Source organism: Micromonospora sp. C51, from assembly GCF_018070435.1.
GTDB lineage: Bacteria > Actinomycetota > Actinomycetes > Mycobacteriales > Micromonosporaceae > Micromonospora > Micromonospora sediminimaris.
The window spans coordinates 1-16,809 of the sequence record NZ_JAGPXQ010000071.1 but is presented as its reverse complement, the minus strand read 5'-3'; the positions used below and the strand labels follow the sequence as shown (position 1 = coordinate 16,809).

The 16,809-nt window shown below is 69.8% G+C and carries 14 protein-coding genes; 6 read left to right on the top strand and 8 right to left on the bottom strand.

Features of this window, described 5'->3' with window-relative positions; all coding sequences use genetic code 11:
• Positions 1-182 precede the first annotated feature (182 nt).
• From KBX50_RS31715 to KBX50_RS31695, 5 genes are all read left to right on the top strand, one after another.
• Entirely contained in the window at positions 183-932 is a 750-nt protein-coding gene (locus tag KBX50_RS31715; protein ID WP_210941522.1) for a YebC/PmpR family DNA-binding transcriptional regulator, read from the top strand.
• Between the two features lie 178 nt (positions 933-1,110).
• Entirely contained in the window at positions 1,111-1,725 is a 615-nt protein-coding gene (locus KBX50_RS31710; protein WP_210941521.1) for a helix-turn-helix domain-containing protein, read from the top strand.
• Positions 1,722-2,993, top strand: a complete 1,272-nt coding sequence (locus KBX50_RS31705) for an MFS transporter (RefSeq protein WP_210941520.1) — start codon at positions 1,722-1,724, stop codon at positions 2,991-2,993. Before KBX50_RS31710 ends, KBX50_RS31705 begins: the two co-directional genes overlap by 4 nt.
• A 256-nt stretch (positions 2,994-3,249) precedes the next feature.
• Positions 3,250-3,819, top strand: a complete 570-nt coding sequence (locus KBX50_RS31700) for a hypothetical protein (protein ID WP_210941519.1) — start codon at positions 3,250-3,252, stop codon at positions 3,817-3,819.
• A gap of 16 nt (positions 3,820-3,835) precedes the next feature.
• Complete coding sequence (locus tag KBX50_RS31695) at positions 3,836-4,459, top strand: DUF402 domain-containing protein (protein WP_210941518.1); 624 nt, start codon at positions 3,836-3,838, stop codon at positions 4,457-4,459.
• 108 nt (positions 4,460-4,567) lie between these two features.
• Here KBX50_RS31695 and KBX50_RS31690 read toward each other — a convergent pair whose 3' ends face one another.
• The 8 genes from KBX50_RS31690 to KBX50_RS31655 form a co-directional block, all read right to left on the bottom strand.
• On the bottom strand, positions 4,568-5,629 hold the full coding sequence (locus KBX50_RS31690) for an ABC transporter permease (RefSeq protein WP_210941517.1): 1,062 nt from the start codon (positions 5,627-5,629) through the stop codon (positions 4,568-4,570).
• Positions 5,626-6,519, bottom strand: a complete 894-nt coding sequence (locus tag KBX50_RS31685) for an ABC transporter ATP-binding protein (RefSeq protein WP_210941516.1) — start codon at positions 6,517-6,519, stop codon at positions 5,626-5,628. Before KBX50_RS31685 ends, KBX50_RS31690 begins: the two co-directional genes overlap by 4 nt.
• 81 nt (positions 6,520-6,600) lie before the next feature.
• On the bottom strand, positions 6,601-7,281 hold the full coding sequence (locus tag KBX50_RS31680; protein WP_210941515.1) for a response regulator transcription factor: 681 nt from the start codon (positions 7,279-7,281) through the stop codon (positions 6,601-6,603).
• Positions 7,278-8,492, bottom strand: coding sequence for a sensor histidine kinase (locus tag KBX50_RS31675; protein ID WP_247674826.1), 1,215 nt, complete (start codon positions 8,490-8,492; stop codon positions 7,278-7,280). Before KBX50_RS31675 ends, KBX50_RS31680 begins: the two co-directional genes overlap by 4 nt.
• Positions 8,493-9,063: 571 nt before the next feature.
• A complete protein-coding gene (locus KBX50_RS31670) occupies positions 9,064-11,007 on the bottom strand; it encodes a M48 family metallopeptidase (RefSeq protein ID WP_210941513.1) in 1,944 nt (647 codons plus the stop codon).
• A gap of 10 nt (positions 11,008-11,017) precedes the next feature.
• On the bottom strand, positions 11,018-11,653 hold the full coding sequence (locus KBX50_RS31665; RefSeq protein WP_247674824.1) for a LemA family protein: 636 nt from the start codon (positions 11,651-11,653) through the stop codon (positions 11,018-11,020).
• A 31-nt stretch (positions 11,654-11,684) separates the two neighbouring features.
• Positions 11,685-12,629 (bottom strand): permease prefix domain 1-containing protein, encoded by a 945-nt coding sequence (locus KBX50_RS31660; protein WP_210941512.1) that lies wholly within the window; start codon positions 12,627-12,629, stop codon positions 11,685-11,687.
• Positions 12,626-12,967 carry a PadR family transcriptional regulator gene (locus tag KBX50_RS31655; RefSeq protein WP_210941511.1) on the bottom strand — a complete coding sequence of 114 codons (342 nt, stop codon included), beginning with the start codon at positions 12,965-12,967 and terminating at the stop codon, positions 12,626-12,628. The genes KBX50_RS31660 and KBX50_RS31655 overlap by 4 nt, the downstream gene beginning before the upstream one ends.
• A 197-nt stretch (positions 12,968-13,164) precedes the next feature.
• Between KBX50_RS31655 and dnaE the strand changes: the two genes are divergently transcribed.
• On the top strand, positions 13,165-16,698 hold the full coding sequence (gene dnaE / locus KBX50_RS31650; protein WP_210941510.1) for a DNA polymerase III subunit alpha: 3,534 nt from the start codon (positions 13,165-13,167) through the stop codon (positions 16,696-16,698).
• Positions 16,699-16,809: the final 111 nt, after the last annotated feature.

The window sequence follows — 16,809 nt, the reverse complement described above, 5'->3', positions numbered from 1 at the left end:
GGGGGGGGGGGGGGGCGGGGCCCCCCCCCCCCCCCCCACGTCGGTAGGATTGTCGAGATTCGGCAGGGCCATCTGGCCGCCACTGCTTCCACCAGAGCTGACCGGCACCACCGTGTGCGCCGGTGCGGAGCGGGGCGCTCGGTGCGGTCGATGCAGACGGCGGGTAGCAACGGAGGTAACAGATGTCCGGCCACTCAAAGTGGGCGACGACCAAGCACAAGAAGGCGGTCATCGACGCCAAGCGCGGCAAGATGTTCGCCAAGCTGATCAAGAACGTGGAGGTCGCGGCGCGTACCGGTGGCGGAGACCCGGCCGGCAACCCGACGCTCTACGACGCGATCCAGAAGGCCAAGAAGAACTCGGTCCCCAACGACAACATCGACCGGGCCGTCAAGCGCGGCTCCGGCCTGGAGGCCGGCGGCGCCGACTACCAGACGATCATGTACGAGGGGTACGGCCCGAACGGTGTCGCGCTGCTGATCGAGTGCCTGACCGACAACCGCAACCGCGCCGCCACCGAGGTACGCACCGCGCTGACCCGCAACGGCGGTTCGTTCGCCGACGCCGGCTCCGTGTCGTACATGTTCTCCCGCAAGGGCGTGGTGATCGTGCCCAAGGCCGGCACCACCGAGGACGACGTGATGCTGGCCGTCCTCGACGCGGGCGCCGAGGAGGTCAACGACCTCGACGAGGCGTTCGAGGTGATCTCCGAGCCGGGTGACCTGCTCGCCGTGCGGACCGCGTTGCAGGACGCCGGCATCGAGTACGAGTCGGCCGAGTCCTCCCTGATCCCCAGCGTCAACGTGCCGCTGGACGAGGAAGGCGCGCGCAAGATCTTCAAGCTGATCGACGTCCTGGAGGACAGCGACGACGTGCAGAACGTCTACGCGAACTTCGACGTCTCCGACGAGGTCATGGCCGCCGTCGGCTGACCCCGCGTACGAGTCGAAGGCGCTGACCCCATCGGGTCGGCGCCTTCTTCATTCGCCGCCTTCAGTCGCTCCCCGCCAGCGTGTCGAGCGCAGCAGATCGCTTGTCGCGATTCGGTTCGAGTGCGGAGTCTCCGCTAGGGGGTTGCTAGAGATGTCTTTCTAAAGCATTCTCTACTGTATGACTGACGAGGTACCTCGGCGCTCGCTCAAGGTCACCGACCCGCGTGCCCTGCGGGCGTACGCCCACCCGTTGCGGATGCGCCTGATCGGGCTGCTGCGCGGCGAAGGGCCGATGACCGCGACCCAGGCGGCGGCCCGGCTCGACGACAACGTGCCGAACTGCTCGTTCCACCTGCGGCAACTCGCCAAGTACGGGTTCGCCGAACGGGTGCCCGGCGCGGACGGTCGGGAACGGCCCTGGCGGGCCACCACGCCGTACACCTCCTGGGACGACGACTCCGACGACCCGGCCATGCGGTCCGCCGCCGACCAGATCAACAGCGTGATGGTCGATATCTACCTGCAACGGGCGCGAGACTATCTCGCGATCCGCGCCGACGAGCCGGCCGAGTGGCGGGCCGCCGCCGGCTTCGGCGACGCGCTGTTGCACGTCACCGCCGCGGAACTGCGCGAGGTCACGGAACAGATCGACGCGCTGCTGGCCCGGTACGATGAACGGCTCGCCGACCCGACGAAACGCCCGTCCGGATCCCGCCCGGTGACATTCGTGCAGATGACGCTGCCGCGCGGCGCCGTACCCCCGGAAGAGCCGGCGGGCGGCGACGGGTCGTGACCGGAACTCTCGTCCTGGCCGACCCGGCGCCGCCGCGCCGGCCGCGCATCCCACGGCTGCTGCGGCAGGCGGCCTTCCGTCGCTACTGGTCCGCGCAGACCGTCTCGCTCTTCGGCGACCAGATCACTGTGCTCGCCGTGCCGCTGCTGGCCGTGCTCGCCTTCGGCGCCGGACCCGCCGAGATGGGCTACCTGACCGCCGCCGCGCTGCTGCCGAACCTGTTTTTCTCCATGCCGGCCGGCGCCTGGGTGGACCGGTACCCCCGCCGCCGCCAAGTGATGATCGTCGCCGACGTGGGTCGGGCGGGCCTGTTGCTGGCCGTGCCGCTGCTCTGGTGGGCGGACCTGCTGAACCTGCCGCTGCTCTGCGCCGTCACCTTTCTGATCGGCGTCCACTCGATGTTCTTCGAGGTAGCGCACGTCAGCCTGTTCGCCGCCCTGGTCCGGCGGTCGGACTACGTGGACGCCAACAGCCTGGTCAACGGCAGCAGGGCCATGGCCGACGTGGCCGGCCCGAGCATCGGTGGCGTGCTCGTGCAGGTGCTGACCGCCCCGGTCGCACTCCTCTCCGGGGTGATCACCTACCTGACCTCGGCGGTCTTCCTGGCCCGGATAACGATCACCGAGAGTCCCGTGGAGAGCGGACCCGGCCGAGGCATGGCCGCCGGCGTGCGGTACGTGGTCCGCTCGGCGATCCTCCGGGCGACACTGCTCGGCACCACCACGCTCAACCTGTTCAACTACATGTTCGCCGCGCTGTTCGTGCTGTACGTGACCACCGAGCTGGGTGTCTCCCCGGGACTGCTGGGCCTGCTCATCGGGGCCGGCTCGTTCGGTGGACTGCTCGGCGCGGCAGTCACCGGCCCGGTCAGTCGCCGGATCGGCATCGGCCCCGCGGTGCTCGTCGGCTTCGTCGCCTTCCCGGCCCCACTGATCCTGGTGCCGCTGGCCACCGGACCACAGCCGCTGGTGCTCGCGCTGCTGTTCGCCGCCGAGTTCGTCTCCGCCCTGGGCGTCATGGTCCTCGACATCGCCGTCGGGTCGGTGCAGATCGCGGCCACACCTGTGTCGATGCTCGCGGTGGTCTCCGGTTTCCGCCGCACCGTCAACTACGGCATCCGGCCGATCGGTGCCGTACTCGGCGGAACGCTCGGCGCCGCCATCGGGGTGCGGCCCGCCCTCTGGATCGCCAGCCTCGGCGCCCTGCTCGGGGTGCTCTGGGTCGTCTTCTCCCCACTGCGCACCATGCGTACGCTGCCAGAGAACTGAGGCCCGTGCTGCGTCTCGGTCGACGCCCGCCCGCCAGGTCGGAGGAAGAGGGAGACCGGAGGGAGGAAGCTGCCCTCGGTGGCCGCATCCCGTACGTCCATGATCGTGCTCCTCGTGTCCAGGCGGTCGGGCACGGTCAGGCGGCGGCACACGTCGCACAGGGCCAGTCTGACCCCAGACGTACGGGGCAGCCGCGACTGCCCACTATGGATATGCTCGCCGCTGATTTTTTCGAGCCGATCGAAACGGGGCGAACATGAGCAGTGTCGACAAGCGGCAGGACGTACCGGAGAAGGTCGCCAGCCTGGCGGCGGAACGCGGGCTGGGCGTGCTCATCGACAAGCGCAGCAGCGGCAACCCCATCAGCTCCGCCCTCACCATCGTCGCCGTCGGCGCGGTGGCGATCCTGGTGTCGGTCGCCCTCTTCGCGCTCGCGGCCTCCTGGCGACCGCTCGTCTGGGTGGCGATCCCGCCGCTGGCGCTCGGGATCTGCGCTGTCGGCTGGTTCGTCGTCGTGTTGGTAAGGGGCTTCGAGGCCGGCTACCTCTACCCTGGCGGGATGGTGTACGTCCGCAACGGTAACGCCCGGGCAACCACCTGGGCCGAGGTGACCGAGGTGGAGGTCCAGGTCTTCGGTGGCGGCACCCTCTTCGCCGGCAAGACCGCGGCGTACCTGGTGAAACCGACCGGCCAGGCGCCGATGCGGGTCAACTCGACAGACGTGGGGCTCAAGGCGGGCGAGCAGGATCAGGTCGGCACGCTGATCCTGCGGCTCGCCAGCGAGGCCGGGCGGCCGATCACCCAGCAGCTCATCGGCAGGAAGTAGAGAGGCACCTCCGCCCGTGACCACGGCTGGCCGGTTCGCACCGGGTGACTCGGTGGTGCGGCGGGAGATCCTGCTCGGTGAGGTGTGGTTCGGCTGTCCGACGATCTGCGTAGAGGATTCACCCGACCTGCTCGCGCTCTACCTGCCGACCGGGGCCGAGTTCGGTTTCCCCGAGCGGGGTGAGTTTCCGTGCGGCCGGCATCCGTGGCAGCTCGCCGGGCACACCGCCTGGACCGGTCACGGCAAGCTGATGCTGCAACGGCCCGGCGAGGCGCACTCGGTCGACGTGTTCTGGTCCGGCCCGGAGCGCGCCTTCGCCGGTTGGTACTTCAACCTCCAGGATCCGTTCCGGCGTACGCCGATCGGGGTGGACACCCTGGATCACGAGTTGGACCTGTGGTGGGCGGCGGACGCCGACCGGTACGTCTTCAAGGATGTGGAGATGTTCGCCCAGCGGTTGGTGGAGGGCCGATACCCGGGTCTGGGCGAGGCGATCCGTGCCGAGGGCGACCGGATCGCCGCCCTGCTCGACGCCGGCGAGCGCTGGTGGGACGAGTCCTGGAAGACCTGGCAACCCGACCCCACCTGGCCCACGCCCCACCTCCCCACCGACTGGGCAGTCATCCCGCCGCACCGTTGATCGTCCCCGCCCGGCCAGCAACTTCGGGGAAACTGCTGCATCACGCGGCGCTCAGGCGGCAACTTCGGGGAAACTGCTGCCTGAGCGGCGGTGCTCAGGCGGCGACGCTCAGCCCAGGGTTTCGCGTTCGCGCCAGGCGGTGCGGATCGAGGTGCGGCCGTTGGTGCGCAGCAGCGAACCCTCGTACACCCGGGCTCCGGCGAGCAGGAACCCCGCCGCCGCGACCAGGAGCAGGGCCAGCGAGACGACAAGTTCCCAGCCGGCGGCGTCGCCGTTGAATAGCCGCAGCGGCATCGCCGTCGGCGAGGAGAACGGCAGGTAGGACAGCACCCGCATGGCGGTGACGTTGTCGTTGAGGAAGATCACCGCGAAGAACGGCAGCATCACCGCGAGCTGCACCGGCATAGACACGCCACCGATGTCCTCCAGCCGGTTGACAAGCGCGCCGGCCGCCGCCCACATCGACGCGATAAGCACGAAGCCGAGCAGGAAGAACGGCACGAACCAGCCGATCGCCGGCCCGAGCAGCGACAGCAGCCCGCCGTTGTCGCCGAACGCCATGCCGGCCACCGCGACCACGGCCACCAGGCCGATCTGTCCGAGCGCCAGGATCGTACCGGCGAGCATCTTCCCGGCCAGCAGGGCGCGGACCGGCACCGCGGCGACGAGGATCTCCACGATCCGGGTCTGCTTCTCCTCGATGATGCTCTGCGCGATCTGCACCCCGAAGGTCTGGGAGGTGATGAAGAAGATGAAGGCGAAGGCGAACGGCACCAGGAAGGCCACCACCGGGTCCACCGCGTCCGGATTCAGCAGGCGGACCGGGGGTTCGGTGCTCAACGCGGAGACCACGTCGCCCGGGGCGTCGTCCATGGCGAGCACGGCCGGGCCGGCGACCACCGCGGCGTCCGCATCGCCGTCGCGGACCGCCTGCTCGGCGGCGGCGTCGTCGGGTACGGCGAGCACCTCCAGCCCCGCCGCCCGCAACGGCCCGGCCGCCGCCTCGGTCGCGGCCACCGTGGACGGCCCGCCGGACAGCAGCGGTGGCAGGATCGTCGCCGCCGCCGCGATCAGCAGGAAGACGACGGTGCTGATCAGGAAGGTGCGGTCGCGCAGTTTGACCCGGATCTCCCGGGCGGCGACGAGGCGGGTGGCCTGCATGACGTTCACTTGGCGACCTCTCGGAAGATCTCGGCGAGGGATGGGGTGACCGGGCGGAACGCACGGACCGGGCCGCGCTCCAGCGCCGCGCGCAGCACGGGCTGTTCGTCGGTGCCGGCGGCCAGGTCGAACACGGCGCGCGCGCCGTCGAGGTCCACCAGGCTCACCCCGGGGTGGTCGCGCAGCCAGCCGGCGTCGGTCTCCACCACCAGCTCAAAACGGGGCGTGGTGTACGCCGAGCGCAGCTGCTCCCGGCTGCCGGCGGCGCGGATGGAGCCGTCCGCGATGATCACCAGGTCGTCGCAGAGCCGCTCGACCACGTCGAGCTGGTGGCTGGAGAAGAGCACCGGGGCCCCGGCGGCGGCCCGCTCCCGCAGCACGCCGACAACCGTGTCGACGGCCAGCGGATCGAGGCCGGAGAAGGGCTCGTCGAGGACCAGCACCTCGGGGTCGTGCACCAGCGCGGCGGCGATCTGCGCGCGCTGCTGGTTGCCCAGCGACAGCGTCTCCAGCAGGTCGTTCCCCCGCTCGGCGAGTCCGACCCGCTCCAGCAGCCCGTCGGTGGCCCGCCGAGCGGCGTCGGCGGTCAACCCGTGCAGCTGACCCAGGTAGGTCACCTGCTCCCGGACGCTCATCTTCGGGTACAGGCCGCGCTCCTCGGGCATGTACCCGAAGCGTCGCCGAGCGTCCCGGCTCAGCGGTTCACCCTGCCACGTCACCTGGCCGGCGTCCGCGGCGAGCACCCCGAGGATGATCCGCATGGTGGTGGTCTTGCCGGCGCCGTTGCCGCCGACGAAGCCGGTCATCCGGCCGGCGGCGACGTCGAAGGAGACGTCTTTCAGTACCTGACGGTCGCCGAAGCTGCGGTCGACGCCGTCGAGGCGGAGCACGCTGGTCATGGCCTAACGGTAGGTCGGCGGAGGCTGGCCGCCGTCCGCCCGCGGACGGAGATCATGACTCCCCCTCGCGGCGGAGGCCGCTCACCCGCCGGGCCGGACCACCCCGTGCTCGTACGCGAAGACCACCGCCTGGACCCGGTCGCGCAACCCCAGCTTGGCCAGCACCCGGCTGACGTGTGACTTCACCGTCGCCTCGCCCAGGTGCAGGCTGGCGGCGATCTCGGCGTTGCTGGCGCCCCCGGCGACGAGCATCAGGACCTCGCGTTCCCGGGGGGTCAGGCTGTCCAGCGCCGCCTCCGATGCGACGTCGTCACCGGGTTGACTGCCCGGGCGGGCGAAGGTGGCGATCACCCGCCGGGTGAGTTCCGGCGCGAGCAGGCCGTCGCCGCGGGCCACCACCCGGATCGCGTCGACCAGGGCCTCCGGTGTGCCGTTCTTGAGCAGGAAGCCACTCGCCCCGGCACGTAGCGCGGCGAAGAGGTAGTCGTCGCGGTCGAACGTGGTCAGCATCAGCACGGCCGGCCCGCCCGGCTCGTCGTCGCCGGCGCTGATCCGCCGGGTGGCCTCCAGCCCGTCCACGCCGGGCATCTCCACGTCCATCAACACCACGTCCGGACGCAGCGCCCGGGTCATGCTGACGGCCCGCTCCCCGTCGGCGGCCTCGCCGACCACCTCGATGTCGTCCTCGATCTCCAGGATGACCCGGAAGCCGGTACGCACCAGATGGTGGTCGTCGGCGAGGAGCACTCGGATCGGATTCACGCCGGACTCCCCGCCGGCAGCGGGAAGCGGACCCGCACCCGCCAACCACCGCCGGTACGCGGACCCACCTCCAGTTCACCGCCGTGGGTCGCGACCCGTTCCCGCATCCCGATCAGTCCCAGCCCGTCGGCGTTCGCCGAGCGGCTGGCCCGGCCGTCGTCGCTCACCTCGACCTCCATCTCCTGCGCCAGATAACGGACCCGGACGTCGAGCAGACTCGCCCCGCTGGCGTGCTTCAACACGTTCGTCACGGCCTCCTGCACCACCCGGTACGCAGCCTGGGAAACCGATTCCGGCAACGGCTGCGGATCGCCGTACACCCCCAGGGTGGCGCGTAGCCCGGCCTCGCCGGCCCGGTCCACCAGGGCGGCTATCCGGTCGATACCGGCCGGCTGCCGGGTGTTCTCCGCGTCGCCGTCGCGGGCCCGCAGCACGCCGAGCATCCGGCGCAACTCGTCGACCGCTTGCCGGGCGGTCTCCTCGATGGAGACGAGGGCGGCGCGGGCCTTCGCCGGGTCCTTGTCGAAGACCCGGCGACAGGCCGCTGCCTGCACCCCCATCACCGACACGTGGTGGGCGACCACGTCGTGCAGCTCACGGGCTATCCGGACCCGCTCGCCGACCACCGCGTGCTCGCGTACCTCGGCCTGTGACCGGCGTAGTCGTTCCGCCTGCTCGGCCAGCTGGTGCTCACGGCGGGCGGCCACCCAGGCGGTCTCGCCGAAGAAGTACGCGAACCCGAAGTACAGCGCGTTGACCAGGATGCCGGTGACGATTGCGGCGAGCACCGGCGGCACCGGGCCGACCGCGTCGGCGAAGTCCTCCGTGCTGAGCGTGCGGTAGTTGATCGACAGGGCGATCCCCATCCAGGTGAACATCGCAACGATCACGCCGATCCGCAGTCGGCGGGACAACCGACGGTCCCGACCCCAGGCACCCAGCGTGTAGATGGCGATGAACAGCGCCCAGCTGGAGAGCTGCCACTCGGGGACGGCGCGCACCTGCGAACCGATGAACGCGGCCGACACGGCCAGCGTGGCGGCGACGGGGAAGCGACGTCGCCAGATCAACGGCAGCGGCACCGCGACGGTCCAGAAGAGCTGCTCGACACCGGACGGCGGTGGGCCCAGCAAGAACGCCCCGGTGCTGCGGGCCAACGTCAGGCTGAGCAGGGCGAGGGCCGTCGCCGCCAGGCCGGCGAACAGGTCCAGCCGTCGCTGCTCCGGGGTCGGCCCCGGCCGTCGCCACTCGTCACTGGTCTCGGCCCGCCGCCACGCGTCGGTGGACTCGGCAGGCTGCCGCCACTCCTCAGCGGTCTCGGTGCTCACCCTCGGCAGCATGCCATCCCCGCGCCGCCGGCCCGTCGTGTCGGGTGAGCCCGGGTGGTCGGTCCGCTCACCGCCGGCAGTCCCCGCCGCCGTACCGCGATCTCACGGACAGTGCTGCCCGGCCTCCCCCAACCATCTACCCGCGCTCCCTTTGCTCTGCTTCAACTGACGCAACACTCACGGAAAGTATCAGCGGATGTGGCATGTGTGGCCGAGGGCGGACGCAGCCTGCCTGCTCAAGCGCTAGTGCGTGGGTTGAAGCAGAGCAAAGGGAGCGCAGTGGAGTGGGGGTAGGTCCCGTTGTTGTTACGCACAGTGAAAACCACGCTCTGTGTTGGATTCTGGTGGCACCTACCTTGGGCAGAGCACCGCGGAGCGCCAGCGAGCCGCGCCCGCGAGGGGACGTCCGGGCCCGAGCCCGCTGAGGTGGGCCGAGGAGGTCGCGCGGGGGTTGTCAGTCGGTGACGGGGCCGGCCATCGGCGGCAGGGGGCAGTGCAGCAGACCGCAGATCGTTCGCAGCAACTCGATCTCGGGTACGGTCATCATCCCGTCGTGGCTGATCACCGCGACGGTGGCCGCCACCAGCCGTTCCTTGTCGGCCGGTCGCAACCCGTCCAGCACCGGCCACGCGGTCTCCAGGGCGAGCACGCCATTCTCCGGCGGCGCGTACGGCAGGTTCGCGCCGGGCAGCAGCGTGCCGGCTCCGGCCTGGAAGGCCCGTTCCGCTTCGGGTCCGTGCGGGTGCCCGACCTGCGCGAGAATGGCCAGCAGGGTGGCCGCCGCCGACCGCGCGTCGGTGAGTTTGCGCCGGTCGGTACGCCAGCGGGAGTCCGGCCGCAGCGACTCCTCCAACTCGGCCAGCAGCAGCCGGGAGAGGCAGTACTCGGTCACGTTGATCTCGCCGTCCGCCTGGATCAACGTGAACACGGCCGCCAGCAGTGACTCCAGGTCGGCGTCCGGACGCTCGCGCAGCGCCGGGAAGGCCAGCTCGGCCAGCGGCAATCGCAGCTCGGCGGGGAACTCGTCCAGGTCGTCCGCCGCGCGCCGGGCGGCGTCGGCCAGTTCCTGGCCGTGCCGCTGGGCCACTGCGGCGTACTGGTGCTGCCGGACCGCCGGCTCGGCGCTGAGCAGCAGACCGAGCAGCAGCGGTACGGCCGCCTGCCGATCGCGGGCCCGGTCGAGCAGCGGATCCGGGATCCGGTCGAGGATCGCCGCCGCGTGGGCGTAGGCGCTGTCCGTCGGCGCGGCCACCCGGCCCAACACGTCCTCCGGTGCGACGGGTATCCGGGCGCCGTGCGCGGGCAGCCCTGACCCGCCCGGCCCGGTGGGACCGGTCGGAGCCAGCCCCATGGCGATGTCCTCCTGGCGGCCCGACGGGGGCGCCGCCGCCCACTGCCGCGACAACTGTTGCAACTGGGCCGGGTCGAACGAAGGCTCCAGTGCCTTGATCCGGTCGGCCAGTGGGGGATGGGTGGCGAACCAGGACGTCCGGGCGGCCTCGCCGAAGAGCATGTGCCCCACCTCGTCGCGCTTCGGCGACTTCAGCTCGGACCCGGCGCTGAGCCCCCCGATCTTCTTCAGCGCCCCGGCGATGCCCTGGGTCTGGCGGGTGTACTGCACGGCCGAGGCGTCGGCCAGGTACTCCCGCTGCCGGGAGACCGACGCCTGAATGAGCCGCCCGGCGAGCACGCCGACGTAGCCGGCCACCAGCAGGGCCAGGCCCACCAGCGCCAGTGGGGCGGCGCTGCCGCCGCTGTTGTTGCCGCGCGACCGGCCGCCGCCGATGACCCCGGCGCGGGCCAACCCGCGACCGATCACGGTCAGGAAGAGGATGCCGAACAGCAGGCCCATCAGCCGGATGTTGAGCCGCATGTCGCCGTTGACGACGTGACTGAACTCGTGGGCGATCACCCCCTGGAGCTCGTCCCGGTTGAGTCGCTGCAACGCGCCCCGGGTGACGGCGACGGCAGCGTCGGACGGGGTCCACCCGGCGGCGAAGGCGTTGATCGCCGTCTCCTCCGGCAGCACGTAGACCTCGGGCACGGGTACGCCGGAGGCCAGCGCCATCTCCTCCACGACGTTGCGCAGCCGGCGCAGCTCCGGATCGGTGGTGTTCGCCGGCACCGGCACCCCGCCCAACTCGCGGGCCACCTTCCCGCCGCCGCCGCGCAAGGCGAGCGTACGGACCAGGGCGGCCAGCCCGATCGCGGCGAGGGTGGCGACGGTGACCATGGCGATGAACCCGGCGAGCTGGGCGGGATCGGCGGCGGTGGCGTTGAAGGCGAACAACGCCGCTATGTTCACCACCACCACGATCCCGAGCACAGCCAGCACGAACAGCAGCACCAGCCGGGTCGACAGCCGACGCACCTGGCGCTGTCGTTCGAAGAAGTTCATCGGCACCCGATCAGAACGAGACCTGCGGCGCCTGGCGCTGCTGCGGGTCGTCGGGCTGGAACAGCTCCGCCGGGCCGAACGAGAACATCCCCGCCACCATGCTGGCGGGGAACACCTCGCGCTTGTTGTTGTAGGCCATCACCGCGTCGTTGTACGCCTGCCGGGCGAAGGCCACCCGGTTCTCCGTCGAGGTCAGTTCCTCCGACAGTTGCATCATGTTCTGGTTGGCCTTGAGGTCCGGGTACGCCTCGGAGAGCGCGAACAGCCGACCCAGGGTGGCGGTGAGTGCGTTCTCCGCCCCGCTGAGCTGCTGCATCGCGGCCGGGTCGCCGGGGGCCGCGGCGGCGGTGGCCTGTGCGTTGACGGCGGCGTTGCGGGCGTTGATCACCGCCTCCAGCGTCTCCCGCTCGTGTTTGAGGTAACCCTTCGCGGTCTCGACCAGGTTGGGGATCAGGTCGTGCCGCCGGACGAGCTGCACGTCGATCTGGGCGAAGGCGTTGCGGTACGCGTTGCGGGCCCGGACCAGCCCGTTGTAGATCGACACGCCGAAGCCGAGCACCGCCACGACGATCAACACCAGGCACACCAGTCCGATGATCAGTTCCACGGCTGCTCCCTCGGTGGGATCGGTTGTTCCGCTGATCATCGTACGTTCGTTGGTCCAGGCCCGCTCCTGCTCACCGTGCGGATCGACGCGCCTTGACCACGCTCTCGGCAATGTCCCAGAGGGTGATCGCGACGATCACCACGACGCTGATCCGGGCAACCGTGTCGAGGCCGCCGTCGCGCAGCCAGGCGAAGCGGTCGACGAACTCCGGGTTGAGCAGCCGGTCGCCGAGCAGCAGCCAGATCGCCGGCACCGCGAACGCCAGGCTCAGCACGGCGTTGCCGACGACCAGCGACCAGGTCCATCGGCGGGCGCGGTACTTGCCGATCTCCAGCGCGATGCTGGCGAGCAGGACGACGAGCAGCAGCGGCAGCCAGAGCGTCCACAGCGCCGGATCGAGGATCGGCAGGCGCTCGCCGTCGGGACCCACCACGGACTGGAAGTGCTGCCACGGCAGGAAGGCGATGAACAGGCACAGGAACACGATCGAGGCACACACGTCGGTGAGCGTGATGTCCCGCTCGGTGGGGTGCTCGGGCAGTTGGTCGACGCTCCACTCGGGCAGGTTCAGCGGAGTGCCGAGGCGTTCCATCACCGCGAAGACAAGGGTCACCCAGAAGGCGATCTGCACGGCGACGGTGAACGCCCCGACGATGCCCTCGCCGATCGCGCCCGCCGCGTTGTCGGCGACGGTGGCCTCGAGTACGCCCATCAGCACCCCGACGATGGCGGGAATGGTGCTGAGCAGCACGATCAGCAGCCGTTGCCAGGCCAGGTAGTACTCGGGACCGATGAGTTGAAGCCGCCGGTCGGTGTATCGGGCGGCCAGTTGCGCGGGGTTTCCCAGCTCGGTGAGGACGTCGCGTTCCGCGGTGGCGGCGTCGACCCCGTCGGCGGTCCGGCCGTCGACCATGTCGCCGATGGAGGCGCGCAGTTCGGTGGCGATCTCCTCGCGCCGCCCGGTCGGCACCGAGCGCAGGGTGGCGGCCAGGTAGCGGTCGGTCAGGGAGGTCATCGGGGGGCTCCTTCGATCAGGGCGGTGAGGGAGGTCTGTACGGCGGCGAGGTCGTCGAGCAGGCGCCGCAGCATCTGCTCGCCGGAGTCGCTGGTGCGGTAGAACTTGCGGGGTCGGCTCTCCTCGGTGTTCCACTCGCTGGTCAGGAGCCCCTGCTCCTCCAGCCGCCGTAGTAGGGGATAGAGAGTGTTCGCGTCGACCGGGAAGCCGTGCCCGGTGAGTCGTTGCAGCAGCGCGTAGCCGTAGTCGGGTCGACGGAGCGCGACCAGACTGGCCACCACCACGGTGCCTCGACGTAACTCCTGTAGATGGGTCCGTAGGACGTCATCGCTGACCATGTGTCACACTATACTGTGTGGCACACACTGTTGTCCATCACCTAACGATGTTCGCGGGACGATATCGTGTCGGCGGTAGCGCTTCGCGTCGCTGTGCGGGTCGTCGAGCACCGGGCGCGGCGCGCTGGAGCGGCCGACGACGGCGGGGTTAGGGTTAGCGCCGACCGACTCGATCAGCTGACCCGGGGGGCCTCCGCATGGGCGATTCGTTCGCGCATCTGCACGTGCACACGGAGTACTCGATGCTTGACGGGGCGGCCCGGCTCAAGGATCTGTTCGCCGAGGTCAAGCGGCAGGGGATGCCGGCGGTGGCGATGACCGACCACGGCAACATGCACGGCGCGAACGACTTCTACAAGCAGGCGATGGCCGCCGGGGTGACCCCGATCCTGGGCATCGAGGCGTACGTGGCACCGGAGTCACGGTTCCACAAGCAGCGGGTGCGGTGGGGCCGGCCGGAGCAGAAGAGCGACGACGTCTCCGGTAGCGGTGGGTACACCCACAAGACGATCTGGGCGCGCAACAAGACCGGCCTGCACAACCTGTTCGCGCTGACCTCGCGCTCCTACACCGAGGGCTACTTCGTCAAGTGGCCCCGGATGGACACCGAACTGCTGGCCGAGTACGCCGACGGACTGATGGCCACCACCGGCTGCCCGTCCGGCGAGGTGCAGACCCGGTTGCGGCTCGGCCACGACGCGCAGGCCCTCGAAGCCGCCGCGAAGTACCAGGAGATCTTCGGCAGGGAGAACTACTTCCTGGAACTGATGGACCACGGCCTCGACATCGAGAAGCGGGTCCGCGACGGGCTGTTGGAGATCGGTCGCAAGCTCAACATCCCGCCGGTGGTCACCAACGACTCGCACTACACGCACGAGGCGCAGTCCGAGGCGCACGACGTGCTGCTCTGCGTACAGACCGGCAGCAACGTGGCCGACCCGAACCGGTTCAAGTTCGGCGGCAGCGGCTACTACATCAAGTCGGCCGACGAGATGCGCGGCGTGGACCACTCCGACCCCTGGCTGGAAGGTTGCCGCAACACGCTGCTGGTGGCGGAGCGGGTCGACCCGACCGGGATGTTCGAGTTCCACAACCTGATGCCGCGCTTCCCGGTGCCCGAGGGGGAGACCGAGGAGTCCTGGTTCCGCAAGGAGACCTTCGCCGGCCTGGCCCGCCGGTACCCGGAGGGCATCCCCGAGGGGCACGTCGTGCAGGCCGAGTACGAGTTGGGCGTCATCATCCAGATGGGCTTCCCGTCGTACTTCCTCGTGGTGGCCGACTTCATCCAGTGGGCCAAGGCGCAGGGCATCGCCGTCGGTCCGGGCCGTGGTTCCGCAGCCGGTTCCCTGGTCGCGTACGCCCTGGGCATCACCGACCTGGATCCGATCCCGCACGGGCTGATCTTCGAGCGGTTCCTCAACCCCGAGCGGGTCTCCATGCCGGATGTCGACATCGACTTCGACGAGCGTCGGCGCGGAGAGGTGATCAAGTACGTCACCGACAAGTGGGGTGAGGACAAGGTCGCCCAGATCGCCACCTTCGGCACCATCAAGGCGAAGGCCGCGATCAAGGACTCGGCCCGGGTGCTCGGCTATCCGTACGCGGTCGGCGACCGGATCACCAAGGCGATGCCACCCGCGGTGATGGGCAAGGACATTCCGCTCACCGGCATCTTCGACCCGAAGCATCCGCGGTACGCCGAGGCCGGCGAGATCCGTGGGTTGTACGAGTCCGACCCCGACGTCCGCAAGGTGATCGACACCGCCAAGGGCATCGAGGGGCTGATCCGGCAGACCGGCGTGCACGCCGCCGGCGTCATCATGTCCGCCGAGCCGATCATCGAGCACATCCCGCTGATGCGCCGGGACGCCGACGGGGCGATCATCACCCAGTTCGACTACCCGACGTGCGAGTCGCTCGGGTTGTTGAAGATGGACTTCCTCGGCCTGCGCAACCTGACCATCATCGACGACGCGCTGAAGAACATCGAGCTGAACCACGGCCGCAACGTGGACCTGCTCAAGCTGCCGTTGGACGACAAGCCGACGTACGAGCTGCTGGCCCGGGGGGACACCCTCGGTGTGTTCCAGCTCGACGGCGGGCCGATGCGGTCGCTGCTGCGGCTGATGAAGCCGGACAACTTCGAGGACATCTCCGCCGTCCTGGCGCTCTACCGACCCGGCCCGATGGGTGCCAACTCGCACACCAACTACGCGCTGCGCAAGAACGGGCTCCAGGAGATCACCCCGATCCACCCGGAGCTGGCCGAGCCGCTGGAGGAGATCCTCGGCCCGACCCACGGTCTGATCGTCTACCAGGAGCAGGTGCAGCGCGCCGCCCAGGTGCTCGCCGGGTACAGCCTCGGCAAGGCCGACCTGCTGCGCCGGGCGATGGGCAAGAAGAAGAAGGAGGTCCTCGACAAGGAGTTCATCCCGTTCCGCGACGGGATGAAGAGCAACGGCTACTCCGACGAGGCCATCAAGACCCTGTGGGACATCCTCGTCCCGTTCGCCGACTACGCCTTCAACAAGGCACACACCGCCGGCTACGGGCTGGTGTCGTACTGGACCGGCTACCTGAAGGCCAACTACCCGGCCGAGTACATGGCGGCGTTGCTGACCTCCGTCGGTGACGACAAGGACAAGATGGCCATGTACCTGTCGGAGTGCCGGCGGATGGGCATCCAGGTACTGCCGCCGGACGTGAACACCTCGGCCGGCCCGTTCACCCCGGTCGGCCGGGAGATCCGCTTCGGCCTCGGCGCGATCCGCAACGTCGGCGCGAACGTGGTCGCCGCGATCATGCGCTGCCGCGAGGAGAAGGGCGAGTACGCCGACTTCTACGACTTCCTGTCCAAGGTGGACGCGGTGGTCTGCAACAAGAAGACCATCGAATCCTTGATCAAGGCGGGGGCGTTCGACTCGCTGAAGCACCCCCGCAAGGCCCTGCTCGCCGTGCACGCCGACGCCATCGACGCGTACGCCGACGTCAAGCGCAAGGAGGCCGTCGGGCAGTACGACCTGTTCGGCGCGGGCTTCGGGGACGCCGAGGTGGCGACGAACACCACGGTCATGCCGGTCATCGCCGAGGGGGAATGGGACAAGCGCGACAAGCTCGCCTTCGAGCGCGAGATGCTCGGCCTGTACGTCTCCGACCACCCCCTGTTCGGCCTGGAGCACATTCTCGGCGCGGCGGCCGACACCACCATCGCGGCGCTCTCCGAGGAGGGCACCGTGCCCGACGGCGCGGTGGTCACCCTCGCCGGCATCCTCTCCGGCGTGCAGCGACGGGTCACCAAGCAGGGGCGGGCGTGGGCCTCGGCCACCCTGGAGGACCTGGCCGGTGGCGTGGAGACGCTGTTCTTCCCGAACACCTACGAGGTGATCGGGCAGTACATCGCCGAGGACGCGATCGTGGTGGTCAAGGGTCGGGTCGACCGGCGCGACGACACCCCGCGCATCATGGCGATGGACATGTCCCTGCCGGACATCAGCACCAGTACGGCGAACAAGCCGGTCACCCTCACCATCCCGGTGACCCGCTGCACTCCGCCGCTGGTGGAACGCCTCAAGGAGACCCTGGTGCTGCACCCCGGTGACGCCGAGGTGCACGTCAAACTCCTCAACGGCACCCGCACCACCACCCTGCGCCTGAGCCCGGTCCGCGTGGCCGCCACCACCGCCCTGATGGCCGACCTGAAGAGCGTCCTAGGCCCCGCCAACGTCACCTGACCCCCACCCACCCCCTGCCAGCTCCCTGTTGATCATGAGGTTGACGGTTCATCCATAGATCAAAAATGCCGCCAACCTCATGATCGACGTGAGCGGTCGGGTGGGTGGGGG